The sequence below is a fragment of the Streptomyces sp. NPDC057694 genome, assembly GCF_042799415.1.
Taxonomy (GTDB): Bacteria; Actinomycetota; Actinomycetes; order Streptomycetales; family Streptomycetaceae; genus Streptomyces.
The window spans coordinates 203,829-230,764 of sequence record NZ_JBHVIX010000011.1; the positions used below are offsets into that span (position 1 = coordinate 203,829).

Consider the following 26,936-nt stretch of genomic DNA (forward strand, 5'->3'; position numbering starts at 1 on the left):
TCTTGATGTCGAGCAATATTGAGCAGACTGAGAAACACTGCCGATGACATGGAAGACGTGGAGCGGAGCACCCGGTGACTGACTCGACCATCATTTACACGCACACAGACGAGGCCCCGGCCCTCGCGACGTATTCCTTCCTGCCCGTCATTGAGGCCTACGCGTCCACCGCCGGTGTCCGCGTCGAGACCCGTGACATCTCCCTGGCCGGCCGCATCATCGCCTCCTTCCCCGAGCACCTGAAGGAGGAGCAGCGCATCGCCGACGCCCTCGCGGAGCTGGGCGAGCTGGCCAAGACGCCGCAGGCCAACATCATCAAGCTGCCGAACATCTCGGCGTCCATCCCGCAGCTCAAGGCCGCCGTCGCCGAGCTGCAGGAGCAGGGCTACGCGCTGCCCGCGTACCCGGACGAGCCGAAGACCGACGAGGAGCGCGAGATCCGCGCCCGCTACGACAAGATCAAGGGTTCCGCCGTGAACCCGGTCCTGCGTGAGGGCAACTCGGACCGTCGGGCCCCCGCCTCGGTGAAGAACTACGCCAAGGCCCACCCGCACCGCATGGGCGCCTGGACCGGCGAGTCCAAGACCAATGTGGCCACCATGGGTGAGAACGACTTCCGCTCGACGGAGAAGTCCGCCACCATCGCCGCCGACGGCGCCCTGCGCATCGAGCTGGTCGGTGACAACGGCACCACCACCGTGCTGCGCGAGTCCGTCCCGGTCCTCGCCGCCGAGGTCGTCGACGCCTCCGTGCTGCGCGTCGCCGCCCTGCGCGAGTTCCTGACCGCCCAGGTCGCCCGCGCCAAGGAAGAGGGCGTCCTCTTCTCCGCGCACCTCAAGGCCACCATGATGAAGGTCTCCGACCCGATCATCTTCGGTCACGTCGTGCGTGCCTTCTTCCCGGAGACCTTCGCCCGCTTCGGCGCCGACCTGGCCGCCGCGGGTCTCACCCCGAACGACGGTCTGGGCGGTATCTACAAGGGCCTGGAGTCGCTCGCCAACGGCGCCGACATCAAGGCGTCCTTCGAGGCCGAGCTGGCCGCGGGCCCGGAGCTCGCCATGGTCGACTCCGACCGCGGCATCACCAACCTGCACGTCCCCTCGGACGTCATCATCGACGCCTCGATGCCCGCCATGATCCGCACCTCGGGCCACATGTGGGACAAGGACGGCAACGAGGCCGACACCCTCGCCGTCATCCCGGACTCCTCCTACGCCGGCGTGTACCAGGCCGTCATCGAGGACTGCCGCGCCCACGGCGCCTACGACCCGTCGACCATGGGCTCGGTCCCGAACGTCGGCCTCATGGCGCAGAAGGCCGAGGAGTACGGCTCCCACGACAAGACCTTCGAGATCCCGACCACCGGCACGGTCCGCCTGGTCGACACCGACGGCAACGTCGTCCTGGAGCAGGCGGTCTCCGAGGGCGACATCTTCCGCGCCTGCCAGACCAAGGACGCCCCGATCAAGGACTGGGTCAAGCTCGCCGTCACGCGCGCCCGCGCCACCGGTGACCCGGCCGTGTTCTGGCTGGACGAGGGCCGCGCCCACGACGCCCAGCTGATCAAGAAGGTCGAGGCGTACCTGCCGGAGTTCGACACCGAGGGCCTGGACATCCGGATCCTCAACCCGGAGGACGCCACCAAGCTGTCGGTGGAGCGCATCCGCGAGGGCCTGAACACCATCTCGGTGACCGGCAACGTGCTGCGTGACTACCTGACCGACCTCTTCCCCATCCTGGAGCTGGGCACCAGCGCCAAGATGCTGTCGGTCGTCCCGCTGATGAACGGCGGCGGCCTCTTCGAGACGGGCGCCGGCGGCTCCGCCCCGAAGCACGTCCAGCAGCTGGTCAAGGAGAACTACCTGCGCTGGGACTCCCTCGGTGAGTTCCTGGCCCTGGCGGTCTCCTTCGAGCACCTCGCCACCACAACGGACAACGCCCGTGCGAAGGTCCTCGGCGAGACCCTCGACCGCGCCACCGGCACCTTCCTCAACGAGGACAAGTCGCCGACCCGTCGCCTCGGCGGCATCGACAACCGCGGCAGCCACTTCTACGTCGCCCTGTACTGGGCCCAGGAGCTGGCCAAGCAGACCGCCGACGCGGAGCTGGCCAAGGCCTTCGCCCCGCTCGCCGAGACCCTCGCGGCCAACGAGTCGAAGATCGTCGACGAGCTGATCGCCGTCCAGGGCTCCCCGGCCGACATCGGCGGCTACTTCCAGCCCGACCCGGCCAAGGCGGACAAGGTCATGCGCCCGTCGCAGACCCTGAACGAGGCCCTGGCCTCCCTCGCCTGATCCGCGTCACCGCGCCACTGCCCCGTCCGGCTCCGTGCCGGGCGGGGCAGTGCGCTGTTCACGCTGCGCGGAAGCCGCCGCAATTGATGCTGTTCACCCGCACTGACCTGGGTACGCTGCCCGGATGAGCACTCTGGATGACGCGCGCTCGGGCATGGACCCGGCGATCCGACCGCAGGACGACCTCTTCGGCCACGTCAACGGCCACTGGCTGGCGACCGAGCCGATCCCCGACGACCGCTCCAGCTGGGGCCCCTTCGTGCAGCTCGTGGACGTCGCCGAGCAGCAGGTCAAGGAGATCATCCAGGAGATCGCCGCAGGAGGCCCCACCAGCCTCGACCCGGACGAGGCCCGCAAGATCGCGGAGCTGTACGCGTCGTTCATGGACGAGGAGGCCGTCGAGGCCCGCGGCCTGGACCCGATCCGCCCGCTCCTCGACGAGGCCGCCGCCCTCACCGACGTGTCGCAGCTGGCCGCCTTCATCGGCCGCTTCGAGCGCAAGGGCGGCTCCGGCCTGTTCGGCGCGTACATCGACTCCGACGACCGCGACTCCGACCGCTACCTGTACAACATCCTCCAGGGCGGCCTCGGCCTGCCCGACGAGTCGTACTACCGCGAGGAAAAGTTCGCCGAGACCCGCGAGAAGTACGAGGCGTACCTCACCGAGCTGTTCCGGCTGGGCGAGCACGACGACCCGGCCGCCGCCGCGCGCACCGTTCTCGCCCTGGAGACCCGTCTCGCCGAGGGCCACTGGGAGCGCGCCGAGACGCGTGACGTGCAGAAGACGTACAACCTGACGACGTTCGACGAGCTGACCGCGCTGGCCCCGGCCTTCGACTGGCGTGCCTACGTCGACGCGCTCGGCGGCAGCGACGAGACCCTGGCGCAGTCCTGCGTGCGCCAGCCGTCCTACCTCGCGCACCTGTCGGCGCTGCTCACCGAGACGCCCGTCGAGCAGTGGCGCGACTGGCTGCTCGCGCGCGTGCTGCGCACCAGCGCCCCCTACCTGTCCTCGGCGTTCGTGAACAACAACTTCGAGTTCTACGGGCGCACGCTCAACGGCACCCCCGAGCTGCGCGCCCGCTGGAAGCGCGCCGTGCAGTTCGTCGAGGGCGCCATGGGCGAGGCCGTCGGCAAGGAGTACGTCGCCCGGCACTTCCCGCCGGCGTCGAAGGCCCTCATGGACGACCTGGTCGCCAACCTCCTGGAGGCCTACCGCCAGTCCATCGGCGCGCTCGACTGGATGACCGACGAGACCAAGGAGCGGGCCTACGAGAAGCTCGCCACCTTCCGGCCGAAGATCGGCTACCCGGACTCCTTCCGCGACTACTCCGCGCTGGGCGTCGAGGGCGACCTGGTGGCCAACGCCTACGCGGCCGACGCCTTCGAGCACGACCGGCAGATGGCGAAGATCGGCGCGCCGGTCGACCGCGACGAGTGGTTCATGCTGCCGCAGACGGTGAACGCGTACTACAACCCGGGGACGAACGAGATCTGCTTCCCGGCCGGCATCCTCCAGAAGCCGTTCTTCTCGCCGGACGCGGACCCGGCCGAGAACTACGGCGGGATCGGCGCCGTCATCGGCCACGAGATCGGCCACGGTTTCGACGACCAGGGCGCGCAGTACGACGGCCAGGGCAACCTGAACGACTGGTGGACCGCCGACGACAAGGCCGCCTTCGAGACCAAGTCCAAGGCGCTCATCACCCAGTACGACGCCTTCGAGCCCCGCAACCTGCCCGGTGAGCGGGTCAACGGATCGCTCACCGTCGGCGAGAACATCGGCGACCTCGGCGGTCTGACCATCGGGCACACCGCCTACCTGATCTCGCTCGAAGGCGCCGACGTGCCGGTCGACGACGAGGGGATCAGCGGTTCGCAGCGGCTGTTCCTCAACTGGGCGTACTGCTGGCGCACCAAGCGGCGCAAGGAGCAGGAGCAGCAGTACCTGACGATCGACCCGCACTCGCCGCCGGAGTTCCGCGCCAATATTGTGCGGAACCTTGATGAGTTCCATCAGGCGTTCGAGACCGAGGCCGGGGACGGGCTGTGGCTCGATCCGGCTGATCGGGTGCGGATCTGGTGACCTGAGGTTTTGTGCGGCGGGGTCGGGAGGGTCGTGCCTCCCGGGCCCGCCGTTTCGGGGCTCCGCCCCGGACCCCGCTCCTCAATCGCCGGAGGGGCTTGATGTGGCTGCTACTTGATCGTCGTGTGCAGGAAGTCGGTCGTTGCCGACCACGCCGTCCGCGCCGAGTCGGCGTCGTAGACCTCCGGGCGGCCGTCGTTGAAGAACGCGTGGTCCGCCGGGTACATGCGGAAGTCCGGCTCGATGCCGGACTGTTCGCGGATCGTGCGGCCCAGGCCGTCCAGGGTGGGGACCGGGACCGTCTCGTCGCGCTCCCCGTAGTGGCCGAGGATCTGGGCCTTCAGACCCGAGAAGTCGGGGACCTCGCCCTGGATGACGCCGTAGAACGGGACCGCCGCGCTCACCCGCGGGTCCTTCGCGGCCAGGTACAGCACGAAGCCGCCGCCCATGCAGAAACCGACGGTGCCGACGGTGTCGGAGGTGACCTCGGGCAGGGCGAGCAGATGGTCCACGGCGCCCGACAGCAGTTCCACGCCGCGCTCCACCGGCAGCTCCTGCATCATGCGGAACGCTTCCTGGGAGTCGTGCGCCACGTTCCCGCCGTACAGGTCGGGGGCGAGGGCGACGAAGCCCTCGGCGGCCAGCCGGTCGGTGACGTCCGTGATGTGGTCGGTCAGGCCCCACCACTCCTGGATGACGATGACTCCGGGTCCGCTGCCCGTGGGCGGCAGGGCCAGATAGCCGTGGGCGGGGGTGCCGTTGCTGTCGAACGTCACGTTCTGGTGGGCGGGCTTGCCGGTGGGCCGGGGGGATTCCGACATGAGGTGACTCCTGTGTGGTCCGGTGATCGCTCCCACGATGCCACCCCGGCCCGCGGGCGACACGAAGGGGCCGCCGTCTCCCTGAGGACGGCGGCCCCTGGCCGGACGGTGGACGTCGTCACATGTGGACGACCGGTGCCGCCGCCGCATCCTGCCGCACAGCCCCACGCCGGTACAGCAGGAAGGTGATGACCGCGCCGGCGGCGAAGAAGCCCGCCGACCACCAGAACGCGGTCGTGTAGCTCTCGATCGTGGCGTTCGCCCGGGTCAGCTTGTCCGCCGGGTTGCGGCCCGCGAGGTAGCTGGTGGCGGCGCTCGCCGCGAGGGTGCTCAGCAGGGCGGTGCCGATCGAACCGCCCACCTGCTGCATGGTGTTGACCGTCGCCGAGGCGACGCCCGCGTCCTCGGCGCCGATCCCGCTGGTGGCCAGCTGCATCGCGGGCGGCATCACGGCGCCCAGACCCGCGCCGATCAGGAGCAGCTGCGGCAGTACGTGGGTGGAGAACCCGGAGTCGAGGCCGATCCCGGTCAGCCAGACCATGCCGAGCGCGGCGACGGCGAAACCGGCGGGAATGATGATCTTCGGGCCGATCCGCGGCACCAGCACCGTGGTGGAGATCTGCGCCATGACCATCAGCGTGGCCATCATCGGCAGGAACGCGACACCGGTCTTCGTGGGGCTGAAGCCGAGGTTCAGCTGCAGGTAGTACGTGAGGAACAGGAACACGCCGAACATGCCCGCACCGGTGATCAGCACGGTGATGAACGAGGCGGCGCGGTCCCGGTCGAGCAGGACACGCATCGGCAGCAGCGGGTGCGCGGCCCGGGTCTGCCACCAGGTGAACGCGGCCAGCAGCACACCGCCCCCGAGCAGGAAGCCCCAGGTCAGCGGGGAGCCCCAGTCGTGGGTCTCCGCGTTGCTGAACCCGTACACGACCGAGAAGAGACCGGCCGAGACGAGCACCGTGCCGGGCAGGTCGAGCTTGGAGCCCGCGGCGTCGCGGTGGCTGCTCAGCAGGAGCCAGCCGCCCGCGAAGGCGACCACGGCGAAGACGAGGTTCACGTAGAGCGTCCAGCGCCAGTCGAGCGCGTCGGTCAGGACGCCGCCGAGCAGCAGCCCGACCGCGCCGCCCGCACCGGCGATCGCGCCGTAGACGCTGAACGCCTTGGCGCGTTCCTTGGCGTCGGTGAACGTCGTGTTGAGTAGCGACAGGGCCGCCGGGGCGAGCAGCGCGCCGAAGACGCCCTGGAGGGCCCGGGCCGTCACCAGCATCCCGAAGCCGGTGGACGCGCCGCCGAGGACCGAGGCGCCCGCGAAGCCCGCGATGCCGATGAGGAAGGCCGGCTTGCGGCCGAAGAGGTCGGCGATCCGGCCGCCGAGCAGCAGGAGCGAGGCGAAGGCGAGCGCGTACGCCGTGACGATCCACTGCCGGTTGCCGTCGCTGAAGCCCAGGTCCTGCTGGGCGGAGGGGAGCGCGATGTTCACGATGGTCGCGTCGAGCACGACCATCAGCTGGGCGATGCCGATGATGCCGAGGATCCACCAGCGCTTGCGGGACTCCTCGTGGGTGTCCTGTCGGGGCGGTGCCGAGGCGTCGGTGGCCTCGACCGCGGAGGTCTGAGACATGGGGGCCACTCCAGGGAAGTGAGAGCTGCGGTCGTGTAAGGACCGCGTAAGCTAAGTGAACGAAACGGTTTCGTTCAGGTCCTCGATGAGCGTAAGCCCATCACTAGCGAAACGGCAACGTTTCGCTGGGTGGGTGACCGAGGTAACACCCCGGAACGCGCCGATGCCCGGCACTCCCGTGGGGGAGTGCCGGGCATCGGCGGACGCGGTACGGCTGTGTCAGCTGCCGGTCTTGGCCTTCTGCAGGGCCGAGATGCAGGTCGAGATCGCCTGCTGGAGCTCCTCCAGGCGCTGCAGCATGTCGTCCTCGACGATGGTGTCCATCTCCTCGCCGTCGACGTCGTCGAAGGTCAGCTCCTCGAACGCCTTCGTCGCCTTCTGCAGGCTGCTGTAGAACTTCGCCCGCCGCTCCTGGACCCGCAGCTCGGGATCCTTCTCGACGGTCTCGGCGACCAGCGTGCGCACGCTGTCGTAGGCCTCCTGGGCCCACTCGCCCGTCTCCTCGTCCTCGTCGAGCTCGTCGATGAGGGACAGGTGCCGCTCGGCCTCCTCGCGCAGCGACCGCGGGGCCTCGATCTTCTGCCCCGCGGGCGTCTTGACCTGCCCCTCCTCGACGATCTTGCGTACGTAGTCGAGCTGGCCGCCGGTCTTGCTCTCCTCCGCGACGGCCTTCTTCAGGTCGTCGGTGCGCACGATGTCCCGGGCCATTCCCGTACGCAGGACCGGGTCCTCGCCGAGCCGGTCCATCAGCGCCTTGCGGGCGGCCTCGGCGGTGCCCGGGTCGGCGAGGATCGCGGCCCGCAGCGCCGTCGGGTTCTCGGCGACCTCCAGGGCCTTCGTCGGCCGGATGCCCTCCGCCTCGGCGGCCTCGGTGATCGCCTGGCCGCGCACGGAGGCGCCGCTGGAGCGGGAGACGTAGTACGACAGCCAGACATCGGCGTCGGGAAGATCGATGTCGGCCCCCGGCGCCAGCGACTCGAACTGCGGCACGACGCCGTCGTCCGCCGCCCGGTCCCACGCCTTGTAGAACCGCATGACCCGGTCCGCCGAGCAGCCGGCGAGCCCGGCGAACCTGCGCGCCGAGACCTTGGTCGTCTCACCGGCCGGCTGTCCGCCGGGGCGCACGCTGCGCGCCACCTTCAGGGCGAAGGCCCAGCCGCCGGTGCGCGCGTACACGCCGAACTCGTGCGCGTCGCGGGCGATCGACTCCGGCACCTCGCCGGAAGCGTCCTCTTCTGCCTCTTCTGCCTCAGCTGCCGCCTCGGGCTTCTCCGGCGCCGCGGCCGTGGCGTCGGCCGGGGGCTGCCAGAAGTTCCCCGGCTCCTCGGGTGCGGGCTCGGCCCTCTCCTCGTCCGGCGTGCTCCCGTGCGCGTCGACCGCGGGCGTGGACTCCGCGGCCTGCGGCGGTACGGCGTCGTCGCCGGTCGGGGCCGCTGCTTCGGACGCGTCGATGGCTACGGTCACGTAGATACTCCTGGGTGATCGGGCGCGGGTGGGTTGACGGACCACTTTATCGCTCCGATTGGGCTGATTTGCGCGCCAGTTGCCGCGTCGCGCGTCCCGGGCGTCGCGGACGCCGTCGACCCCGTGCCGGGCCCGTCGCTCGAGGCTCCCCCGCCCACGACCGACGGGCCCGGGCCTCTACCGTGCGCCGCGGCGGGAGAGCGGGCACACGGGAGGCTCTGCGCAGCAGCATCTCAGGAGTGAGGGTGGTTGAAGGTGGGCCGATCGACCCTGTCGCGGGGCCGAACGGCCCACCTTCCGCGGGGCGCCCCGCGTCAGAAGGTGCCTTCCTTGCGCGGGGCCGCCTCGCGCAGGGCCGCGCGGGCCCGGGAGATTTCCTCGTACGCCTTGTCGCGGCCCTCCCAGTGGGAGCCGTCGACCGACTTGCCGGGTTCCAGGTCCTTGTAGACCTCGAAGAAGTGCGTGATCTCCAGCCGGTCGAACTCCGGGATGTCCTCGATGTCGTGGACCGAGGCGTGGCGCGGGTCGTGGGCGGGGACGCAGAGGATCTTCTCGTCCGGGCCCTTCTCGTCGCTCATCACGAACATGCCGATCGCCCGGCACTCGACGGCGCAGCCGGGGAACGTGGGGTCGTCGGTCAGCACCAGGGCGTCCAGCGGGTCGCCGTCGCCGCCGAGCGTGCCCTCGACGTAGCCGTAGTCGGCGGGGTACTGGGTCGAGGTGAACAGCATCCGGTCGAGGCGGATGCGGCCCAGATCATGATCCATCTCGTACTTGTTCCGGGAGCCCTGAGGGATCTCCACGATCACGTCGAACGCCTCGGCACCTGCGTCACTGCCGCCCAATGTGGCCTCCTTGCCCCATGGTCGCCCGCTTCGGGTGCCCCCGAGTGTGCGCCGAAGGGGCCGAGGGCGGAACCCCTCAGGCGGCCGGGGGAATGGCGAATTCGAGTTCCGGCCGGTCCCAGGCGACGGCCGGCGGGGCGGCCGGGGCGGTACCGGTGCGGCGGGCCCCCATGCTGCGGTAGAAGCCCTCGGCGGGCGGATGGGAGACGACCCGGACGCGGTCGAGCCCGGCGGCGCGGGCCTCGTCCCGCATGTGCGCGACGAGCAGCCGCCCGATGCCGAGGCCCTGCGCCGCGTCGGCGACGAACATCAGGTCCAGCTCGGCCGGGTCGATCAGCAGGGAGTAGAAGCCGAGCACCCGGTCGCGGACGCCGTGGTCGCCGGAGATGTCGCCCTCGTCGACCGCCACGAAGACCCGGTGGGTGTCGATGTAGGCGGGGCCCACCCGGTAGCCCGCGACCATCGCCGCGTACCGGCCCTCGTAGGCGCCGGAGCCGCGCACGAGCCGGGTGAGGCGCTTGGCGTCCCGCGCGGTGGCCCGGCGGACCGTCACGGAGGCTTTCCGTCCCGGGCGGGTAATGCGCGAAGTCATGGGACGAGTATTACGCATTCTTCTTTTTTTGGGGGCGGTCACGCTGCGGGGACCGTCCCGTGGACCTGGCGCAGGAACGCGGCGTTGTCGGGGGTCTTGCGGAGCTTCTCCAGCAGGGACTCGTAGCCGGAGCGTCCGTCGCGGCCCTGGAGGGCCCGGCGCAGTCCGCTCACGATCCCCAACTCGGCCGCGGACAGCAGCAGCTCCTCCCTGCGGGTGCCGGAAGGGGTGATGTCGACGGCCGGGAAGACGCGGGCGTCGGCGAGGGTGCGGTCCAGGCGCAGTTCCATGTTGCCGGTGCTCTTGAGCTCTTCGAAGTAGTAGTCGTCGGCGCGGGAGCCGGTGTCGACCAGAGCCGTGGCGAGGATGGTCAGCGAACCGGCCTCCTCGGTGTTGCGGGCCGCCCCGAACAGCCGCTTGGGGCCGAGCAGCGCGGCCGCGTCGACACCGCCCGACAGGGTGCGGCCGCCCTTGGACGACACCGCGGCGGCGTTGTTGTGGGCGCGGCACAGCCGGGTGAGCGAGTCGAGCAGGATGATCACGTCGACGCCTCGCTCGACGAGGCGCTTGGCGCGCTCGACGGCGAGTTCGGCGAGCGCGATGTGCGCCTTCGCGGGCTGGTCGAAGGTCGAGGCGAGGACCTCACCGCGCACCGAGCGGCGCATGTCGGTGACCTCCTCGGGGCGCTCGTCGAGGAGCACCACCATCAGATGGGCCTCGGGGTGGCGGTCGGCGATCGCCGCGGCGAGCTGCTGCAGCAGGACCGTCTTGCCGGTCTTGGGCGGCGCGACGATCAGGCCGCGCTGGCCCTTGCCGACGGGCGCCACCAGGTCGACGACGCGGCCCGCGAGCCCGCCCGCGGGGCTGTCGAGGCGCAGCCGCCGGGCCGGGTGGAGCGGGGTGAGATCGGCGAACCGCGGACGGCTGCGCGCCGTCTCCACGGGAAGGCCCTCGACGGTCTCGACCTGGGCGAGGGTGCGCGGCCGTCCGCACACCCCGGTGATGAAGTCGCCGGTGCGCAGGCCCCGTTGGCGGACCAGCTGGGCGGGTACCTGGACGTCGTTCGACGTGGGGATCAGACCGGGGGAGCGGAGGAATCCGGCCCCGTTCCCGGCGATGTCGAGGACACCGGCCGCACTGACGCGGGTCTCGGTGGATGTGGTTGTGGATGGGGGTGTGGATGCGGGGGCGCCGGACTGCTCCGGCGCACGGAGTGTGGTGGTGGTCATGGTCGATCAGGGTCCTTTCGCGGACTGCGGTCGTACGCGGGCAGAGCGGGGGTGGGATTCCGGCGACGCGAGGGGCGGGCGGACAGATCACGCCCGGCCGGCCGGGAAGAGAACCTGGAACAGGGGCGGGACGGAACCCGTCAGAACCCGTTGACCAGGGATGATGTGCGCCAGAGCGCCGAAGATGTTGATGCTGGGCGCTCACGCGCTGAGTGGAAGGGAACGGTACCGGTGCCTCGCTGACCCTGACAGGGAGAAGTGGAGGCGTACGCAAGTTCCATTCGGAGAGTACCACGCCATCCCCGGCGCGCGGCAAGCCCGGATTTCCAGGGGGCGCCGACCTATGCTGAGCGGCCATGTTCACCCCTCAGGGCCCCACCTTGCGCGAACTGGCCGTTCAGGCGCTGTCCTCGGTCGAGCACGGCTACGACCTGCTCGCGCCGAAGTTCGACCACACCCCGTTCCGGACCCCCGACGCCGTCCTCGACCCGGTCACCCGCGCCCTGCGCGAACTGGGCCCCTACCGCACCGGGCTCGATCTGTGCTGCGGCACGGGGGCGGGCCTCGGCGTGCTGCGGGAGGTGTGCGCGGAGCGGGCCGTCGGGGTCGACTTCAGCGCCGGCATGCTGGACGTCGCACGGCGCGGCGAGCCCACGGCGTCGTACGTGCGCGGGGACGCGCTCGCCCTGCCGTTCGGGCCCGCCTTCGACCTGGTGGTCAGCTTCGGGGCGTTCGGGCACTTCCTGCCGCGCCAGCAGGCGCAGTTGTTCGCCGAGGTCCACCAGGTGCTGCGCCCCGGCGGCCAGTTCGTGTTCCCGATGCCGGCGCCCGCCAGGGTCGGCTCGCGCGGCTACTGGGCCATGCTCGGCTTCGACGCGGTGATGCGGGTGCGCAACGCGGTGTGGCGCCCGCCGTTCGTCATGTACTACCGGGTGTTCCGGTTCGGCGATGTGCGCGGGGAGTTGACCCGCGCCGGATTCGACGTGGAGCTGCGCGCGCTGCCCGAACTGGGGAAGCGGCCGGACGGCAGCCCCCGGTGCGGACTCGTCGTGGCCACGCGGCGGGGCGCGACTCCTGCGTGACGTAGCGTCAAAGCGACATCACTGGACGTGAATTGTGTGCAAAGAATGCAGGTGTGACCGATATTTTTCACGTCAGACTTTGAAATGGTCACAGGAAGGTCACTAGGGTCGGGCTCCTGACCTCTGCACGCTTGATCACTCACATGAGGTGAGTGACGGTGGAGGGGCGCCGTCCACCGGTTCTTCTGTGGGCGGTCGGAGGAAGAAGGAGCTCGCCTTCGTGGCGTCCCACCGTCGACCCAAGCGGCCGAGCCGCACTCGCGTGACCGTGCTCACCGCGACCGCCGCCGCTGCCGTGGCCCTTACTTCCCAGGCCGCCAACGCGGCCCCCAAGCCCACGAAGAGCGAGGTCAAGGAGCAGGTCGACAAGCTCTACCAAGAGGCGGAGCGGGCCACCAACCAGTACGACGGGGCCAAGGAGAACCAGGAGAAGCTGGAGAAGGAGATCGGCCGGCTCCAGGACAAGGTCGCCCGCGAGCAGGACGAGCTCAACGAACTGCGCACCGGCCTGGGCGCGATGGCCAGCGAGCAGTACCGCTCCGGCGGCATCGACGCCTCGGTCCAGCTGTTCCTCTCCGCCGACCCGGACGACTACCTCGACAAGGCGTCCACCCTCGACTCGCTGTCCGAGCAGCAGCTGGAGTCGCTGAAGAAGGTCCAGGCGAAGCAGCGCACGCTCGCCCAGGAGCGCGCCGAGGCCGCCGAGAAGCTCAAGGACCTCGCCGACACCCGCACCGAGCTGGGCAAGAAGAAGCAGCAGATCCAGAGCAAGCTCAGCAAGGCGCGCCAGCTGCTGAACTCGCTGACCGCAGCCGAGCGCCAGGAGATAGCCGACTCCGAGGCGCGCGCCAGCCGTTCGTCCGCGGGCCGTGTCGACCTCGGCAACGAGGCGGCCGCCTCCAAGTTCGGCGCCGCCGCCCTGAACGCGGCAGCCTCCCAGATCGGCAAGCCGTACTTCCGCGGCGGCACGGGCCCCAACTCCTACGACTGCTCCGGGCTCACGCAGTGGGCGTACGCGCAGGCCGGGGTCGGCATCACCCGGACCACGTACACCCAGGTCAACGACGGCGCCAGGATCGGCATGAGCCAGCTCAAGCCCGGCGACCTGGTCTTCTTCAACAACACCGAGCACGTCGGCCTCTACGCGGGAGGCGGTCAGGTGCTGCACGCCCCGTACCCGGGCGCCTACGTCCGCTACGAGTCGATGAGCACGATCGGCAGCTTCCAGTTCGGCGTCCGCGTCACGGGCTGATCAGCACACCCGGACAGGCCCTGGGCCGGGTCCGCCTCCCTCGGGCTCCCTCGGGCCCGTCTCGGCACCTTCGTCGACGTGCCCGAGATGCAGGGGCGCCCGGCCCGGAGGGACAGGCGTGAACAAGGCCGGCAGCAGGTCCGCCATGCGGTGGGGGCGGACGGTCTCCGTCGTGGTCGCGAGTTCCGGCACGGACCACCAGTGATGGCCGTAGCGGGCCTCGGCCGGGTCGATCTCCATCCGGGTCCGCTCGTCGGCCGTGACCCGTGCGACGCGGTACTCCTCGTGCTGGTCGAACCCGTGCCCGTCCACGTGGAAGACGGTGGTGCGGGTCCAGACGAGCGGGCCGAGCCGGGCGACGGGCAGCGCGAGAGCCGTCTCCTCGAGGATCTCGCGCACGGCCGCCGCCGGGTGGCTCTCACCGTCCTCCACACCCCCGCCGACGGTGAACCACCAGCGCGCTCCCGGCCGCCGCGGATCGCGTCCGCACAGCAACAGCAGACGGTCGCGGTCGTCGAGCAACAGGACACGAGAGGTGCGGCGCCGGGTCATGGTCATGGGCGCCGATCCTAGGCGGGTCGGACACCGGCCCCCCGGGCCGGCCGCCGTCACCTCCCGCGGGCCGGCGCCTCGGCCTGTGCCGTCCTGCGCGGCGGGTGCGGCGCGGGCGCGGTGTCCTGCGGGAACGTCAGCTGCTGCCCCATCCACTGCAGCGCGGGCCCGATCTCGCGCACCCAGGTCGTGAAGTGGTGGCTGCCGCGCGGCAAGATGATGCGGGCCGACGTCATCGGCGCGCGGACCGCCTTGAGGAATTGCAGGGTGGGCCCGTAGTCCCGCTCGCCCTGCCGGCTGCTGGCCACCAGGACCGACACCTGCGGCACCGGCAGATGATGCAGCCGCCAGACCAGGTCGTGTCCGTCCCTGCGGCGCGCGGCGAGCGGTCCCGAACCGAACAGGCTGCCCGTCGTCAGGTCGTCGCTGACCTTGTAGTCGGCCGACAGGGCCGCCGCCGACGTGTACACCTTCGGGTTCCGCATGGCGAGTTGCAGCGCACAGCTGCCGCCCGACGAATAGCCGAGCGCACCCCAGGCGCTCGGGTCGTGGCCCACCCGGTACGCCGCCTTGACCGCCTCGGGCAGGTCCTTGGTGAAGAACGTCTCCGCCTGCGGGCCGCCCGGTACGTCCACACACTCGGTGTCACGGGGCGGCGCGATCGTCGGCCGCACCATGACGATCACCGTCGGCTGCAAGCGGTTAGCCCGCTCCAACTGGCCCGCGGTCTGCGGGACATGGAGGAAGGAGGCGAGATTCATGATGCCGCCCGGATACCCGCTGATCGCCACGATCACCGGGAAGCGCTGCCGGTGGAACTGGCGCTGGAAGTACTGCGGCGGCAGATACACGAACGCCGGGTCGATCGCGCGGGTGCGCCGCCCGATGATCCGCACCGACTCCACCCGGCCCACCTTGGCGGGCGGCCCCACCGGCAGCCCCTTCACACGGTCCAGACCCTGCGGCCCGGCCGGCTGCACCAGCGCCGTGTGCTGGGCGTAGACACCGCTGCCGGTGCCCAGCTCGGCGATGTGGGCGGGCGCGGTCGACACATGACCGAGCAGCTCGTCCCAGGTGCCGTAGAACTCGAACTCCCCGTTCACCGCGACCGCGCACGCCAGGAGCACGGCGAACTGCGTCACCGCGATCGCCCCCAGCCTGCCGAGCACGGGCAGCGGACCGCGCTGGGCGAGACGCGGCCACACCCACACCGTCAGACCCACGCAACCCAGTGCGATCAGCACCGTCGCGTACAGCAACGTCCGACTCGTCAGGCCCATCCGCACATCTCCTCTCGCCCGGGGGCGGCGCACTGCCGAACCCGCAGCTTCCTCCGGAGAAGAGACCTTTCGGGACAGGCCGGTTGGCCACGGCGCGGCTTCTTACCCTCCTCCTCACCGGCTCTTACTCCACCGGTGCCCGGCGTCCCTACGCTCGGCGGCTGTGAAACCTCGCCCAGCCGCCGTGGCCGGAAACACGTGCCTGCTCATCGGACTCCTCGACATCGCGACGGCCGTCTTCCCGCACGTCCGCGTCACCCGCATGGAGCGCATCGCGCCCTATGTGCCCGGGCTCGCCGACGACATCGCCCGCGCCGCCGCGCTCGTCTCGGGCCTTCTCCTCGTGCTGCTCGCCCGGGGACTGCGCCGGCGCAAACGGCGTGCCTGGACGGCCGCCGTCACCCTCCTCGCGGCGAGCGCCGTCGTCCAGGGATTGCGCCATCACGCGTTCGTCGCCGCCGCCGTCTCCGCACTGCTGTGCGCCGGACTCGTCGTGTTCCGCGGCGAGTTCCACGCCCGCAGCGATCCACGTGGCCGCATCCGCGCCCTGAGCAACTTCCTCGTGCTCGGCACGCTCAGCTTCGGCATCGGCCTGCTGATCGTCGGGGTGCGCGCGGGCGACGAGGCCGGAGACCGGATCTCGTTCGCCGACCGCGTGCAGCAGGTGGCGTGCGGACTCATCGGGACGTCGGGACCGCTGACCTACGCCTCCGACCGCGTCGGCGACGCCGTGCACCTGTCGCTGCTCGCGCTCGGCCTGGTCACCGGCGCCACCACGACGTACCTCGTACTGCGCCCGGTGCGGCTCACGCCCGCCGACGGCTCGGCCCGGCTGCGCGCCCTCCTCGACCGCGAGGGACGGCGCGACTCCCTCGGCTACTTCGCGCTGCGCGGCGACAAGTCCGTCCTGTTCTCACCGACGGGGAAGGCCGCCATCGGCTACCGCGTCGTCTCCGGAGTCGCCCTCGCCGGCGGCGACCCGATCGGCGACCCCGAGGCCTGGCCCGGCGCCATCAAGGAATTCCTCGAACGCTGCGAGCGACACGCCTGGACCCCCGCCGTCATGGGCTGCAGCGAACTCGGCGGACAGGTGTGGATCCGCGAAGGTGGCCTCAGAGCCCTGGAACTGGGCGACGAGGCCATCGTCGACTGCGCCTCCTTCAGCCTCGCCGGACGCGCCATGCGCAACGTACGCCAGATGGTGCACCGCATCGAACGCGCCGGATACTCCTGCCGCACCCGCTACGTGCGCGACCTCGACGACACCGAGAAGCAGCATCTGCGCGAGGCCGCCGCGGCCTGGCGCGGGAGCGCCACCGAGCGCGGGTTCTCCATGGCGCTCGGCCGCTTCGGCGATCCCGCCGACGGTGACTGCGTCGTCGTCACCGCCCACCAGAAGGACGCGGCGGGGCAGGAACAGGTGCGGGCCCTGCTGCACTTCGTGCCCTGGGGCGGCGACGGACTCTCCCTGGACCTGATGCGCCGCGACCGCACCGCCGAGCCCGGCCTGAACGAACTCCTCATCGTCGCCGCCCTGCGCGACGCGCCGTCCCTCGGCATCACCCGCGTCTCCCTCAACTTCGCGGTGTTCCGGGCGGCCCTGGCCCGCGGCGAACGGCTCGGCGCGGGACCCGTGCTCAGAGTGTGGCGCTCGCTCCTCGTCTTCGTCTCCCGCTGGTTCCAGATCGAGTCGCTGTACCGGTTCAACGCCAAGTTCCGGCCCGAGTGGCAGCCCCGCTTCGTCGTCTACCCCACCGCCCGCGACCTGCCCCGCATCGGCTGGGCCTGCCTCCAGGCCGAGGCGTTCGTCGTCCTGCCCCGGCCCGCCGAGCGGCTGCGCCAGTGGACGCGGACCCGGCGACGACCTCCCGTACACCGATCGCGCACCGGGCTCCACACGCCTAGCGTGGAACCGTAGCCGCCGGGCTCATCACTGTCCGGCCCCACGGAAGGATGACGCGTCATGTCCGTACGCCCCGAGGGCGCGCCCATCTGGGCCGACGCCATGTATCCGGACCTGGAGGCGGCGAAGGCCTTCTACACCGAACTGTTCGGCTGGAGCTACGACCCGGGAACCGAGGAGTTCGGCAACTACACGCAGGCGAAGAACGCCGACGGCAAGCACGTCGCCGCCCTCGTGCCGCAGATGCCCGGCGCGGAGGGCGTCCCGCCGTCCTGGAACCTCTACCTCGCCGCCCCCGACATCGCCGCGAGCGCCGAGAAGGCCAGGAGTGCGGGCGGCACCCTGATGATGGAGCCGATGCAGGTCGCCGACTTCGGCACCATGGTCACCGTCCAGGACCCGGCGGGCGTCATGTTCAGCCTCTGGCAGCCCGGCTCGCACGAGGGCTTCGAGGCGGTCAACGGACCCGGCGCGTTCTGCTGGGCCGAGGTCAACACCCGGGACGCCGCCAAGACCGACGCGTTCTTCACGTCCGTCTTCCCCTACGACGTCAAGAAGGTCCCCGACGACAAGGTCGACTTCAACGTCTGGCAGCTCGACGGGGGACCCGCCCTCGGCCGGATGCAGATGACCGACGACTTCCCGGCCCACGTGCCGTCGTACGTCAATGTGTACTTCGTCGTCGAGGACTGCGACGCCGCCATCGCCACCGTGCAGCGCCTCGGCGGCAAGCTGCACTTCGGGCCGATGGACAGCCCCTTCGGCCGGATGGCCTCCGTCGCGGACCCGCAGGGCTGCGCGTTCTCCGTCATCGACGTCACGACGACGCAGGGCGAGATGCCGCCCATGGAGTGAGGGGTCAGCCGGACTCCGGCAGCGAGAAGCCCAGCTCCGCCGCGGCCAGCCGGGGCGTGGGCTGGGCCCAGCGCTCCACCGCCGCCTGCGTGCCCGTGGACGACAGGGAGCGCAGCTCGGCACGGTCCAGGTACAGGGTGCCGTTCAGATGGTCCGTCTCGTGCTGCACGATGCGCGCGGGCCAGCCACCGAACTCCTCCTCGACGGCCCGCCCGCGCTCGTCCAGGGCGCGCAGCCGTACGCGCTCGTGCCGGGCGACCACCGCCTGATAGCCCGGCACACTCAGACATCCCTCGTAGAACGCCACCAGGCGCCCGCCCACGCCGTCGTACGACGGATTGACCAGGACCCGGTACGGCAGCGGCACCCGGCCCCTGGCCGCCCGCACCTCCTCGGACACCGCCGCCGCGTCCTCCAGCACCGCGAGCCGCAGCGCCACCCCGATCTGCGGCGCGGCCAGACCGACGCCGGGCGCCGCGTGCATGGTGCGGCGCATCACTTCGACGAGGCGGGCGAGGAGATCGTCGGAGAGCTGTCCGTCGACGGGTTCGGCGGGGCGGCGCAGCACGGGGTCACCGGCGGCGACGATCGGCAGGATTCCGTCGTCGGCGGCGGCGAGCAGCGCCTCGACCTGGTCATGGAGCGGCATCGTCGGCATCGCGCCAGCATGCCAAGCGTGATCACCGCTCGGCAACGCCGGTCCGTGATGTCGCCATGACGGCGCGATGAACACATTGCAGGTTCATGAACACCCTGCGTGCACGGGAATGAACTGCCCTGACCAGTGGGTTCAGTGGGTTTGACGCTCGGTGTGCCTCGGCGCGCCGGCATGGCCACGCGACCCACCACACGCGAAGGGGACCGGAATGACGCAGACGTACGAGGAGCACGGGGGCCCCGGCGCCCCCGATGCCGGGGCACACCCACTGGACAACCCCGCGTACGCCGCGCTGACCGGCCCGCACGCGCACTTCGCCGAGCGGAGCGGCCGGGTCCTGCGCTACCCGGCCGACGTCTCGCCGTGGGTCGCCCTGCCCGACGACGTCACGGCCGGGGACTGGGCGGACCTCGCCGCGTTCGCCGACGCCGACGGCACCGTGCCGGTCCTCGGGGTGCGCGACGCACTGCCCGACGGCTGGGAGCCGGTTTTCGACATTCCCGGTGTACAGCTCGTCGACGACCGCGTGGACGCGGCCCACGACCCCGAGGCGGTACGGCTCACGGAGGCCGACGTGCCGGAGATGCTCGACCTGGTGGCCCGCACCGAGCCCGGCCCGTTCGAGACGCGCACCATCGAACTCGGTACGTACCTGGGGATCCGCCGCGACGGTGTGCTGGCCGCCATGGCGGGGGAGCGGCTGCACCCGCCGGGCTTCACCGAGATCAGCGCCGTCTGCACCGATCCCGCGTACCGGGGCCAGGGCCTCGCCGGGCGCCTCGTGCGGGCCGTCGCCGCCGGGATCAGGGACCGCGGCGAGACGCCGTTCCTGCACACCGGCGCGGGCAACGCGAACGCGATCAGGCTGTACGAGGCGCTCGGCTTCCGGCTGCGCCGCACGACGCGGTTCCGCACCGCGCGGGTGCCCGCGGCGCTGGTTCAGTCCTCGCGCGCGGCCTCGTTGTAGCGCTCCAGGTACCGGGCGAACCGCGCGAGGTCGTCCGCGGGCCAGTCCGCCAGGCGCTCCCCGAAGATCTGCCGGCGGCTGACCGTGACCTGCCGCAGGATCTCCGCGCCGGCCTCGGTCGGGTGCAGGACCTGGACCCGGTGGTCGTCCGGGTCCAGGCGCCGCATCACGAGCCCGGACCGCTCCAGCGCGGAGACCTGACGGCTGACGGTCGACTTGTCCAGCGCGTAGTGCGCCGCGAGGTCCGTGGCGCGGCAGCCGCCCTGCTCGTCGAGATGGCTGAGCAGGGTGTACGACACCAGTGACAGCTCGGGGTGGATCCGTGCCGCCGTCGCCCTGGCGCGACGCGCGAAGGATGTCAGCTCCCGCTGAATGATCTCGACGTCCGCTTCCCGGCCCGCCTGTGCCACGTGAGGATCCTTTCCCTTCGCCCGCTCGTTGCAGTCTACAACTAGAGCCGCGTGCGTCGTTCGTCTGCGGCTCCGGTGGGGGCTGGTCGCGCAGTTCCCCGCGCCCCTGAGATGCGCACTTCGTGCGCCATCTCATCAGAGGCGTGCCCACTCGCCCATGCTGAAGGCGCGCGAAGCGCAGCCGTCAGGGGCGCGGGGAACGGCGCGAGAAGCGGCCACCGGCTTGCACCCGACGACGCTCCCAGGGGCGCGAGGAACTGCGCGATCAGCCACGACGAGACGCGCACCCGACCCACGACCCCCAGGGGCGCGGGGAACTGCGCACCCAGCCCCCACCGAGCCGCACCCAACAACGAACCCCCTTGTCATCCGTCACAACCACCCCGCCCCCGCTTTGATCCACGATCCAGTTCAAACGGGCGCCCCCCATCGCCATCATGGCTGCCGAAGTCGCCGCCCCCACCGCGAGGAGACGCCCGACCATGCAGCCCAGACGCCTGACAGCAGCCGCACTGGCCACCCTGGTGCTCACCGGCACCGCCACCCTGGCCCACCCCGCACTCGCACAGGCCGACCCGAACACCCCCACCGCCACCACGCAGCCCGCGACGGCGCAAGCGGTCCCGTTCACCCAGGCGGCAGCCCACCTCGCCGCCGACGGCTCGTACACGGTCTCCTGGTCGTCGCCCGCGGCGAACGTCCAGGTCACCGCGCACGCCAAGCCCGACGCGAGCGACCCCGGCACCCCCCTCGGCAGCGCGGCCGGCACCGGCTCCCTTGCGGTGCCCGCGGGCAAGCTGGCGGCCGACCGGCGCTGGTACTTCAAGCTGACCCCCGACACCGGCGGCGCCTACGTCGTCGCCGAACGCTCCCTCGGCATCGCCTCCGCGAAGAACTTCCGCGACGCCGGCGGCTACCGCACGAGTGACGGCCGCTGGGTCAAGTACGGCATCGTCTACCGCAGCAACAAGCTCGCCGCCCTGACCGGCCCCGAGCAGCAGCGCATCGTCGACCAGGGCATCACCCGCGACGTCGACCTGCGCAACTACTCCGAGCGCAAGGAAGACCCGGACAAGGTCCCGGCCGGTGTCGCATACCAGGTCGCCGACGTCGTCTCCCTCGCGTACGGCATCAAGTTCCACGATCCGGCCCTGATGACCCTCGCGCAGGCGATCGCGGCCGGACTGTTCTCCGGCTCCTCCGACCTCGGGCAGTCCATCGGCTACCCGTTCATGGTCAACTTCGTCGGCGCCGACCACGCCTTCAAGGACCTGCTCGGCGCGGTCAACAGCAATGCAGGCGCCACCGTCTACCACTGCTCGGCCGGCAAGGACCGCACCGGCTGGGGCACCGCCGTGCTGCTCACCCTGCTCGGCGTCCCGCGCGCCACCGTCGAGGCCGACTTCCTCGCCAGCAACGACTACACGGGCAACCCCGACGCCGTCGAACTCTCCTGGCTGCGCGCCGCGTTCGGCGAGGTCGACCACCTCTACGGGAGCTTCGACACCTACCTCCACAAGGGCCTCGGCCTCGACGACGCCACCATCCAGAGCCTGCGGAACAGGCTCCTGACCCCCTGAGCCACCGGGGCGAGGTGGCGTACCTCTCTTCTGCAACTTGTTGCATAAACGTGTCGGCGTCGTCTACAACAGTCACGACGTTCGCCGCGCACGGAGGGCCCCATGAGCCGTTACCCCCACCTTCTCGCCCCGCTCGACCTGGGCTTCACGACCCTGCCCAACCGCGTCCTGATGGGCTCGATGCACGTGGGCCTGGAGGAGGCGGAGAACGGCTTCGCGCGGATGGCCGAGTTCTACGCGACCCGCGCCCGGGGCGGTGTCGGCCTGATGGTGACGGGCGGCATCGCCCCGAACGAGGCGGGCCGCCCCTGGTCCGGCGGCGCCAAGCTGACCACCGAGGAAGAGGCCGCCCAGCACCGCGAGGTCACCGACGCGGTGCACGCCGCCGGGGGCAGGATCGCGATGCAGATCCTGCACTTCGGCCGCTACGCCTACCACGAGGACCTCGTCGCGCCGAGCCCGGTCCAGGCCCCCATCAGCCCGTTCGTCCCGAACGAGCTGAGCGACGCCGACGTCGAGCAGACCATCGAGGACTTCGCGCGCACCGCCGAACTCGCCCGGTCGGCCGGATACGACGGCGTCGAGATCATGGGCTCCGAGGGCTACCTCATCAACGAGTTCATCGTCGCCCACACCAACCACCGCACCGATCGCTGGGGCGGCTCCTACGAGAACCGCACCCGCTTCCCCGTCGAGATCGTGAAGCGGGTCCGCGAGCGCGTCGGCGACGACTTCATCCTCATCTACCGGCTCTCCATGCTGGACCTGGTCCCCGGCGGCTCGACGCACGACGAGGTCGTGCAGCTGGCCAAGGAGATTGAGGCGGCCGGCGCCACCATCATCAACACCGGCATCGGCTGGCACGAGGCCCGTATCCCGACGATCGCGACCTCCGTGCCGCGCGGTGCGTACACCTGGGTCACCAAGAAGCTCATGGGCTCGGTGTCCGTCCCCCTCGTCACCACGAACCGCATCAACACCCCGGAGCTGGCCGAGGAGTTGCTCGCGGACGGCGCCGCCGACATGGTCTCGCTGGCCCGGCCGATGCTCGCCGACCCGGACTTCGTGAACAAGGCCGCCGCCGACCGCTCCGACACCATCAACACCTGCATCGGCTGCAACCAGGCCTGCCTCGACCACACCTTCAGCGGCAAGATCACCTCCTGCCTCGTCAACCCGCGCGCCTGCCACGAGACCGAACTCGTCCTCTCGCCGACCCGCACGAAGAAGCGCGTCGCCGTCGTCGGCGCCGGTCCCGCCGGACTGGCCTGCGCGGTCTCGGCCGCCGAACGCGGACACGACGTCACGCTCTTCGACGCCGCGGCCGAGATCGGCGGACAGCTCAACGTCGCCCGCAAGGTCCCCGGCAAGGAAGAGTTCGACGAGACACTGCGCTACTTCCGTACGCAGCTCGCACAGCACGGCGTGGACGTACGGCTGGCCACCCGCGTCGGCGCCGACGACCTCGACGCGTACGACGACGTGGTCGTCGCCACCGGTGTCACCCCGCGCACCCCCGTCATCGAGGGCGTCGACCACCCGAGCGTCGTCGGCTACCTCGACGTGCTGCGCGGCGCGGCGCCCGTCGGCGACCGCGTGGCCGTCATCGGCGCGGGCGGCATCGGCTTCGACGTCGCCGAGTACCTCACCGACGGCGGCGAGAAGGCGAGCCAGGACCCGGCCACGTACTTCCGCCTGTGGGGCGTCGACATGGACTACGCCGACCGCGGCGGCCTCACCAAGCCCGAGCGGCCCGCCCCGCCGCGCCAGGTCCACCTCGTCCAGCGCAAGACGTCCAAGGTCGGCGCCGGCCTCGGCAAGACCACCGGCTGGATCCACCGCACCGAGCTGCGCCACCGCGGCGTCACGATGATCGCGGGCGCCTCCTACGACCTGATCGACGACGCGGGCCTGCACCTCACCGTCGACGGGGAGCAGCAGCTGATCCCCGTCGACACGGTCGTGCTCTGCGCGGGCCAGGAGCCGATGCGGTCCCTCTACGACGACCTGGTGGCCGCCGGCCGGACCCCGCACCTCATCGGCGGCGCCGACGTCGCCGCCGAGCTGGACGCCAAGCGCGCCATCAAGCAGGGCACCGAGGTCGCGGCCGCCCTCTGACCGGGTGGTCACGTGGCCGGGCCCGCCGGCCGCGTGACCATCCCTTTCTCCGGGAGACGCGCTCTAGGCTTACGCCATGTCACTGCCGCACGCGATCCTCACGGCGCTCCTGGAGAAGCCGTCGTCCGGCCTCGAACTGACCCGCAGGTTCGACCGGTCCATCGGCTACTTCTGGTCGGCGACGCACCAGCAGATCTACCGGGAGCTGGCCAGGCTGGAGCGCGACGGGCTGATCCGCGCCCTGCCCGCCCAGGCCCCGGCGCGCGGCCAGAAGAAGCAGTACGAGGTCCTTCCCGACGGGCGGGCGGAACTTGCGCGCTGGACGGCGGCGCCGCAGGACCCCAAGCCGATGCGGGACCCCCTGCTGCTGCGCCTGCGCTCCGCCGCGGTCATCGGCACGGCCGGGGTCGACGACGAACTCCACCGTCATCTCGACCTGCACCGGCGGCAGTTGGCCACCTACCGGGAGATCGACGAGCGGGACTTCCCGCCGGAGAAGGACTCCGAGGCGGACCGGCTGCAGCACGCGGTGCTGCGCGCCGGGATCGACCTGGAGACGTTCTGGGTGCGCTGGCTCGAACGCACGCTGAGCGACCTCGACCGGCCGGAACAGGGCACGCCCGGCGAGTGAGCACGACCGTACGGAAGGGCCGCCGCCCGGACTCCGGACGGCGGCCCTCCTCTCCGCTGGCTCAGGCGCGGCGTCGCCGGAAGTACCAGACGCCACCGAGCACGGCGGCCGCCACCATGGTGCCGCCCGCGGCGTACGTCAGCGTGCCGTAGTCCTCCGACGCTCCGCCCAGGCCGCCCCGGACCCCGCCCAGCGGGCTGGACGTCGCCGAGATCGTCGGGCTCGCCGAGACGGTCACCGACTGGGTGCCCGCCGTCGAGTGGTCCGCGCACACGACCACGACCGTGTACGTACCGGAGGCGACCCCGGTCCAGGTGGCGCTACCCGAGGTCAGCGCCGTCTGGCGGCCCTGGGCGAAGTCGGCCTGGCCGGCGGCCAGGAGCGAACCGTTGCCGCCGTTCGTGCAGGCCGTGGTGGTGGCCGTCACCGTGGATCCTTCGGCGGTGACCGTGACTCCCGCGGCGTGCGCCGCGGGGGCGGCCAGCGCCAGCGGCAACGCGGCCGCGGCGGCGACGGTGAGCCCGGAGCGAGCGATGGTCGACGTGATGCGCATGCTGTCTGCCCTCCGGCGGCACGGGAGGCGGTACGTCCCGTGCCCCGCCCGAGTCGGCAAAGCCCGTGCTGCCTGACGCACAGCCAAAGTCCCTGCCGGTGCGGGCGCATGCGGACCGGGGCCGGGCAGGTGACACGTTCCGTCGTCCGGCCCAGCCGCGGCTACTGACGAACGGTCACCGTCCGCTCCGGCGAGAACGCGCCCCAGGTGCCGTCCGGCAACTGCGCCCGGATCTTCACCCGGTGCCGCGCACCGTCCGCGTCGCCGATGTAGAAGCTGTACTTCGCGGCGCCCTTGGGCGCGCTGTCCCCCCACACGACCGTCGTGGCCTGCTTCCCGTCCAGGTACACCTGATACGCCGGAACGTCACCGCCGGTGCGCGGCGCCGTCCAGGTCAGATCGATGTACGAGGCCCCGTCCGAGCGCCGCACGGTCGCCCGGAAGTCGGCGGGCGCGGTGTCGGCCCCCTCGTCCTCGCCCTGAGCGGTCGTCAGCCGCACCGTCCCGCTCGCGGGCGAGGTGTTGTCGGCGGCGTCCCGCGCCCGCACGGTGAAGGAGTACGCCGTGCCCGGCCGCAGCCCCGTCAGCAGCGCCCCGGTCCGCGTCCCCGGCACGCTGTGGATCTTCGTCGTGCCCTGGTAGACGTCGTACGAGACCACGCCCTTGTCATCGTCGGACTTCCGCCACGACAGCGACACCGAGCGCGCGCCGTCCGCCTTGCCGCGCAGCCCGCCCGGCCTGGTCGGCGCGGAGCGGTCGGCGGCGACGGCGGCCGGAGTCGTCACAGAGGCCCGCCGGCTCGCGGGGCCCGGCTCCCCGTCCTTGTCGCGGGCCCGCACGGTGAACACGTACCGCGTCCGCGGCCGCAGTCCGGTGACATCGACCATCTGCTGGGTGGCGGACAGCTGTTTCACCCGCACCTCGCCGCGGTACACCTCGTAGCCCTTGACCGCGGCGGTGCTCGCCGGACGGTTCCACATGACGTGCACGGAGGTGGCGCTGCCCGCCTGCGCGGTGACGCCGAGCGGCTCCGAGAGGGCCGGTCCGCCCGCGTCGTCGCCGGACGACAGCAGCCCGCAGCCGGAGAGAACCGTCAACAGGGCCGTGGTGCAGGCCACTTGGGGGAGCAGTGGGCGTGGGGGGACACGTCGCACGGGATGCCTTCCGCTCGGCGGGACCGAATTGGTACAGACCTGTATGGCACGGGTGGCGGGTCCCCATCAAGAGGGGCGCGTGCCCGTCCGGCCCTCGTGCGGTGGACGTCTCGGTAGGCCCGCCCCACATTGGACGGGTATGTCCCCCCGGTCGTCCCGCTCGTCCCGGCCGACCACGATGTCCCTGTTCCCGACCGAAGGCTTCTGCGTGCACCCTCGATCCGTGGCCCTCGCCGCCGTGTGCGGCGCCGCTCTCCTCGCCCCGGCGTCGCTGCCCCCGGCGTCCGCCGAGCCGAACACCCCTCAGGAACCGGCCGCGGCCCCGCCGTCCGTACGGGAGGGCGGAGTCGGCGCCGCCGCCCTGCTCGCCGCGGTGCGCGGCTGCCGGCAGATCTCGCACGGCCGCTACCGCAGCGACGACGGGGCCCGCGCGGACATCCCCGTGTGCGGCCGGCGCGGCGCCGTGTACTGGAAGGCCGATCTCGACGTCGACTGCGACGGCCGCCCGGGCCGGCACTGCAACCGCCGTACCGACCCGCTCTTCCTGAACGCGACGGCCCACCAGCAGTCCGACGGAAGGCAGTTGAGCGCGGAGCGGCTGCCCTACGTGGTCGTCCCCGGCGCCAGCCGCATCTGGAAACCCGCACGCTCCGGCATCCGGGGCGGCACGGTCGCCGCGCTCGTCCATCGCGACAAGGTCCTGTACGCGGTCGTCGGCGACACCGGCCCGGCCGACCTCATCGGCGAGGCCTCCTACGCGGCCGCCCGCGCTCTCGGCATCGATCCCGACCCGGTGCGCGGCGGCACCGCCGACGACGTCACGTACATCCTCTTCCCCGGCACGACCGCCCGCCCCATCGAGAGTCACCGCGCGGCGGTGAAGGCGGGGGAGACGGCGGCGAGGAAGTTCGTGACGACGCACTGAACGGGAGCGGGGGAGCGCCCCTCGAACCGTGGTGCGCTCCCCTTCCCCTCGATTTCCC

The 26,936-nt window shown here is 71.4% G+C and carries 23 protein-coding genes; 11 read left to right on the forward strand and 12 right to left on the reverse strand.

All coding sequences use genetic code 11. The annotated features are described in order from the left end of the window. The first annotated feature begins 74 nt into the window (after positions 1-74). Positions 75-2,294 carry an NADP-dependent isocitrate dehydrogenase gene (locus ACFVDP_RS24135; protein WP_383493078.1) on the forward strand — a complete coding sequence of 740 codons (2,220 nt, stop codon included), beginning with the start codon at positions 75-77 and terminating at the stop codon, positions 2,292-2,294. Between the two features lie 124 nt (positions 2,295-2,418). Continuing rightward, positions 2,419-4,380, forward strand: a complete 1,962-nt coding sequence (locus tag ACFVDP_RS24140) for a M13 family metallopeptidase (RefSeq protein WP_383493080.1) — start codon at positions 2,419-2,421, stop codon at positions 4,378-4,380. Positions 4,381-4,490: 110 nt separating this feature from the next. On the opposite strand, the gene ACFVDP_RS24145 is transcribed toward ACFVDP_RS24140, so the two are convergent. From ACFVDP_RS24145 to rho, 6 genes are all read right to left on the reverse strand, one after another. After that, positions 4,491-5,201 carry a dienelactone hydrolase family protein gene (locus ACFVDP_RS24145; RefSeq protein WP_383493083.1) on the reverse strand — a complete coding sequence of 237 codons (711 nt, stop codon included), beginning with the start codon at positions 5,199-5,201 and terminating at the stop codon, positions 4,491-4,493. 118 nt (positions 5,202-5,319) lie between these two features. Beyond that, a complete protein-coding gene (locus tag ACFVDP_RS24150; RefSeq protein ID WP_383493085.1) occupies positions 5,320-6,828 on the reverse strand; it encodes an MFS transporter in 1,509 nt (502 codons plus the stop codon). Positions 6,829-7,047: 219 nt separating this feature from the next. Continuing rightward, entirely contained in the window at positions 7,048-8,292 is a 1,245-nt protein-coding gene (locus tag ACFVDP_RS24155) for a hypothetical protein (protein WP_383493088.1), read from the reverse strand. 314 nt (positions 8,293-8,606) lie between these two features. Next, positions 8,607-9,137: an inorganic diphosphatase gene (locus ACFVDP_RS24160; RefSeq protein ID WP_383493091.1), complete on the reverse strand. Its 531-nt coding sequence runs from the start codon at positions 9,135-9,137 to the stop codon at positions 8,607-8,609. A 76-nt stretch (positions 9,138-9,213) separates the two neighbouring features. Then, entirely contained in the window at positions 9,214-9,729 is a 516-nt protein-coding gene (locus ACFVDP_RS24165; protein WP_383493094.1) for a GNAT family N-acetyltransferase, read from the reverse strand. Positions 9,730-9,767: 38 nt separating this feature from the next. After that, on the reverse strand, positions 9,768-10,958 hold the full coding sequence (gene rho / locus ACFVDP_RS24170) for a transcription termination factor Rho (RefSeq protein ID WP_383493097.1): 1,191 nt from the start codon (positions 10,956-10,958) through the stop codon (positions 9,768-9,770). Between the two features lie 356 nt (positions 10,959-11,314). On the opposite strand from rho, the gene ACFVDP_RS24175 reads away from it, so the two are divergent. Beyond that, entirely contained in the window at positions 11,315-12,040 is a 726-nt protein-coding gene (locus ACFVDP_RS24175; protein ID WP_383493100.1) for a class I SAM-dependent methyltransferase, read from the forward strand. A 220-nt stretch (positions 12,041-12,260) separates the two neighbouring features. Next, positions 12,261-13,292, forward strand: coding sequence for an NlpC/P60 family protein (locus tag ACFVDP_RS24180; protein ID WP_383493103.1), 1,032 nt, complete (start codon positions 12,261-12,263; stop codon positions 13,290-13,292). Here the strand turns inward: ACFVDP_RS24180 and ACFVDP_RS24185 are convergent, their stop codons facing one another. Together ACFVDP_RS24185 and ACFVDP_RS24190 are read right to left on the reverse strand one after the other, a co-directional pair. Then, positions 13,293-13,850 carry an NUDIX hydrolase gene (locus ACFVDP_RS24185; RefSeq protein ID WP_383493105.1) on the reverse strand — a complete coding sequence of 186 codons (558 nt, stop codon included), beginning with the start codon at positions 13,848-13,850 and terminating at the stop codon, positions 13,293-13,295. It abuts the gene before it with no gap. Between the two features lie 50 nt (positions 13,851-13,900). Then, the gene (locus ACFVDP_RS24190) at positions 13,901-15,124 is read right to left on the reverse strand and encodes an alpha/beta hydrolase (protein ID WP_383493108.1); all 1,224 of its coding nucleotides are present in this window, start codon (positions 15,122-15,124) and stop codon (positions 13,901-13,903) included. A 163-nt stretch (positions 15,125-15,287) separates the two neighbouring features. On the opposite strand from ACFVDP_RS24190, the gene ACFVDP_RS24195 reads away from it, so the two are divergent. Continuing rightward, positions 15,288-17,042 carry a phosphatidylglycerol lysyltransferase domain-containing protein gene (locus ACFVDP_RS24195; RefSeq protein WP_383493110.1) on the forward strand — a complete coding sequence of 585 codons (1,755 nt, stop codon included), beginning with the start codon at positions 15,288-15,290 and terminating at the stop codon, positions 17,040-17,042. Positions 17,043-17,087: 45 nt separating this feature from the next. Next, entirely contained in the window at positions 17,088-17,882 is a 795-nt protein-coding gene (locus tag ACFVDP_RS24200; protein ID WP_383493113.1) for a VOC family protein, read from the forward strand. Between the two features lie 4 nt (positions 17,883-17,886). On the opposite strand, the gene def is transcribed toward ACFVDP_RS24200, so the two are convergent. Further along, positions 17,887-18,540 carry a peptide deformylase gene (gene def, locus ACFVDP_RS24205; protein ID WP_383493116.1) on the reverse strand — a complete coding sequence of 218 codons (654 nt, stop codon included), beginning with the start codon at positions 18,538-18,540 and terminating at the stop codon, positions 17,887-17,889. 208 nt (positions 18,541-18,748) lie between these two features. Between def and ACFVDP_RS24210 the strand changes: the two genes are divergently transcribed. Then, positions 18,749-19,507 carry a GNAT family N-acetyltransferase gene (locus ACFVDP_RS24210; RefSeq protein WP_383493119.1) on the forward strand — a complete coding sequence of 253 codons (759 nt, stop codon included), beginning with the start codon at positions 18,749-18,751 and terminating at the stop codon, positions 19,505-19,507. Here ACFVDP_RS24210 and ACFVDP_RS24215 read toward each other — a convergent pair. After that, a complete protein-coding gene (locus ACFVDP_RS24215) occupies positions 19,480-19,917 on the reverse strand; it encodes a MarR family winged helix-turn-helix transcriptional regulator (RefSeq protein WP_383493122.1) in 438 nt (145 codons plus the stop codon). The two genes, ACFVDP_RS24210 and ACFVDP_RS24215, sit on opposite strands and share 28 nt — an antisense overlap. A gap of 482 nt (positions 19,918-20,399) precedes the next feature. Here ACFVDP_RS24215 and ACFVDP_RS24220 point away from each other — a divergent pair, with 482 nt between their 5' ends. The 3 genes from ACFVDP_RS24220 (at position 20,400) to ACFVDP_RS24230 (ending at position 24,246) form a co-directional block, all read left to right on the forward strand. After that, positions 20,400-21,497 (forward strand): tyrosine-protein phosphatase, encoded by a 1,098-nt coding sequence (locus ACFVDP_RS24220; RefSeq protein WP_383493125.1) that lies wholly within the window; start codon positions 20,400-20,402, stop codon positions 21,495-21,497. Positions 21,498-21,599: 102 nt separating this feature from the next. Continuing rightward, positions 21,600-23,615, forward strand: coding sequence for an FAD-dependent oxidoreductase (locus ACFVDP_RS24225; RefSeq protein WP_383493128.1), 2,016 nt, complete (start codon positions 21,600-21,602; stop codon positions 23,613-23,615). Positions 23,616-23,691: 76 nt separating this feature from the next. Further along, the gene (locus ACFVDP_RS24230; protein WP_383493130.1) at positions 23,692-24,246 is read left to right on the forward strand and encodes a PadR family transcriptional regulator; all 555 of its coding nucleotides are present in this window, start codon (positions 23,692-23,694) and stop codon (positions 24,244-24,246) included. Positions 24,247-24,307: 61 nt separating this feature from the next. Here ACFVDP_RS24230 and ACFVDP_RS24235 read toward each other — a convergent pair whose 3' ends face one another. Beyond that, complete coding sequence (locus tag ACFVDP_RS24235; protein ID WP_383493133.1) at positions 24,308-24,799, reverse strand: hypothetical protein; 492 nt, start codon at positions 24,797-24,799, stop codon at positions 24,308-24,310. A gap of 161 nt (positions 24,800-24,960) precedes the next feature. Further along, positions 24,961-25,917, reverse strand: a complete 957-nt coding sequence (locus tag ACFVDP_RS24240) for a fibronectin type III domain-containing protein (RefSeq protein WP_383493136.1) — start codon at positions 25,915-25,917, stop codon at positions 24,961-24,963. 214 nt (positions 25,918-26,131) lie between these two features. Between ACFVDP_RS24240 and ACFVDP_RS24245 the strand changes: the two genes are divergently transcribed. After that, positions 26,132-26,878, forward strand: a complete 747-nt coding sequence (locus ACFVDP_RS24245; protein ID WP_383493276.1) for a glycoside hydrolase family 75 protein — start codon at positions 26,132-26,134, stop codon at positions 26,876-26,878. The last annotated feature ends 58 nt before the right edge of the window (positions 26,879-26,936 follow it).

Excerpts from the sequence above, each read along its gene's own strand:
- ACFVDP_RS24185 (WP_383493105.1), bottom strand. The coding sequence starts at position 13,850 with ATGACCATGACCCGGCGCCGCACCTCTCGTGTCCTGTTGCTCGACGAC.
- ACFVDP_RS24225 (WP_383493128.1), top strand. The coding sequence starts at position 21,600 with ATGAGCCGTTACCCCCACCTTCTCGCCCCGCTCGACCTGGGCTTCACG.
- ACFVDP_RS24145 (WP_383493083.1), bottom strand. The coding sequence starts at position 5,201 with ATGTCGGAATCCCCCCGGCCCACCGGCAAGCCCGCCCACCAGAACGTG.
- ACFVDP_RS24140 (WP_383493080.1), top strand. The coding sequence starts at position 2,419 with ATGAGCACTCTGGATGACGCGCGCTCGGGCATGGACCCGGCGATCCGA.
- ACFVDP_RS24220 (WP_383493125.1), top strand. The coding sequence starts at position 20,400 with ATGCAGCCCAGACGCCTGACAGCAGCCGCACTGGCCACCCTGGTGCTC.
- ACFVDP_RS24210 (WP_383493119.1), top strand. The coding sequence starts at position 18,749 with ATGACGCAGACGTACGAGGAGCACGGGGGCCCCGGCGCCCCCGATGCC.
- rho (WP_383493097.1), bottom strand. The coding sequence starts at position 10,958 with ATGACCACCACCACACTCCGTGCGCCGGAGCAGTCCGGCGCCCCCGCA.
- ACFVDP_RS24190 (WP_383493108.1), bottom strand. The coding sequence starts at position 15,124 with ATGGGCCTGACGAGTCGGACGTTGCTGTACGCGACGGTGCTGATCGCA.
- ACFVDP_RS24230 (WP_383493130.1), top strand. The coding sequence starts at position 23,692 with ATGTCACTGCCGCACGCGATCCTCACGGCGCTCCTGGAGAAGCCGTCG.
- ACFVDP_RS24235 (WP_383493133.1), bottom strand. The coding sequence starts at position 24,799 with ATGCGCATCACGTCGACCATCGCTCGCTCCGGGCTCACCGTCGCCGCC.
- ACFVDP_RS24165 (WP_383493094.1), bottom strand. The coding sequence starts at position 9,729 with ATGACTTCGCGCATTACCCGCCCGGGACGGAAAGCCTCCGTGACGGTC.
- ACFVDP_RS24200 (WP_383493113.1), top strand. The coding sequence starts at position 17,088 with ATGTCCGTACGCCCCGAGGGCGCGCCCATCTGGGCCGACGCCATGTAT.
- def (WP_383493116.1), bottom strand. The coding sequence starts at position 18,540 with ATGCCGACGATGCCGCTCCATGACCAGGTCGAGGCGCTGCTCGCCGCC.
- ACFVDP_RS24175 (WP_383493100.1), top strand. The coding sequence starts at position 11,315 with ATGTTCACCCCTCAGGGCCCCACCTTGCGCGAACTGGCCGTTCAGGCG.
- ACFVDP_RS24245 (WP_383493276.1), top strand. The coding sequence starts at position 26,132 with ATGTCCCTGTTCCCGACCGAAGGCTTCTGCGTGCACCCTCGATCCGTG.
- ACFVDP_RS24150 (WP_383493085.1), bottom strand. The coding sequence starts at position 6,828 with ATGTCTCAGACCTCCGCGGTCGAGGCCACCGACGCCTCGGCACCGCCC.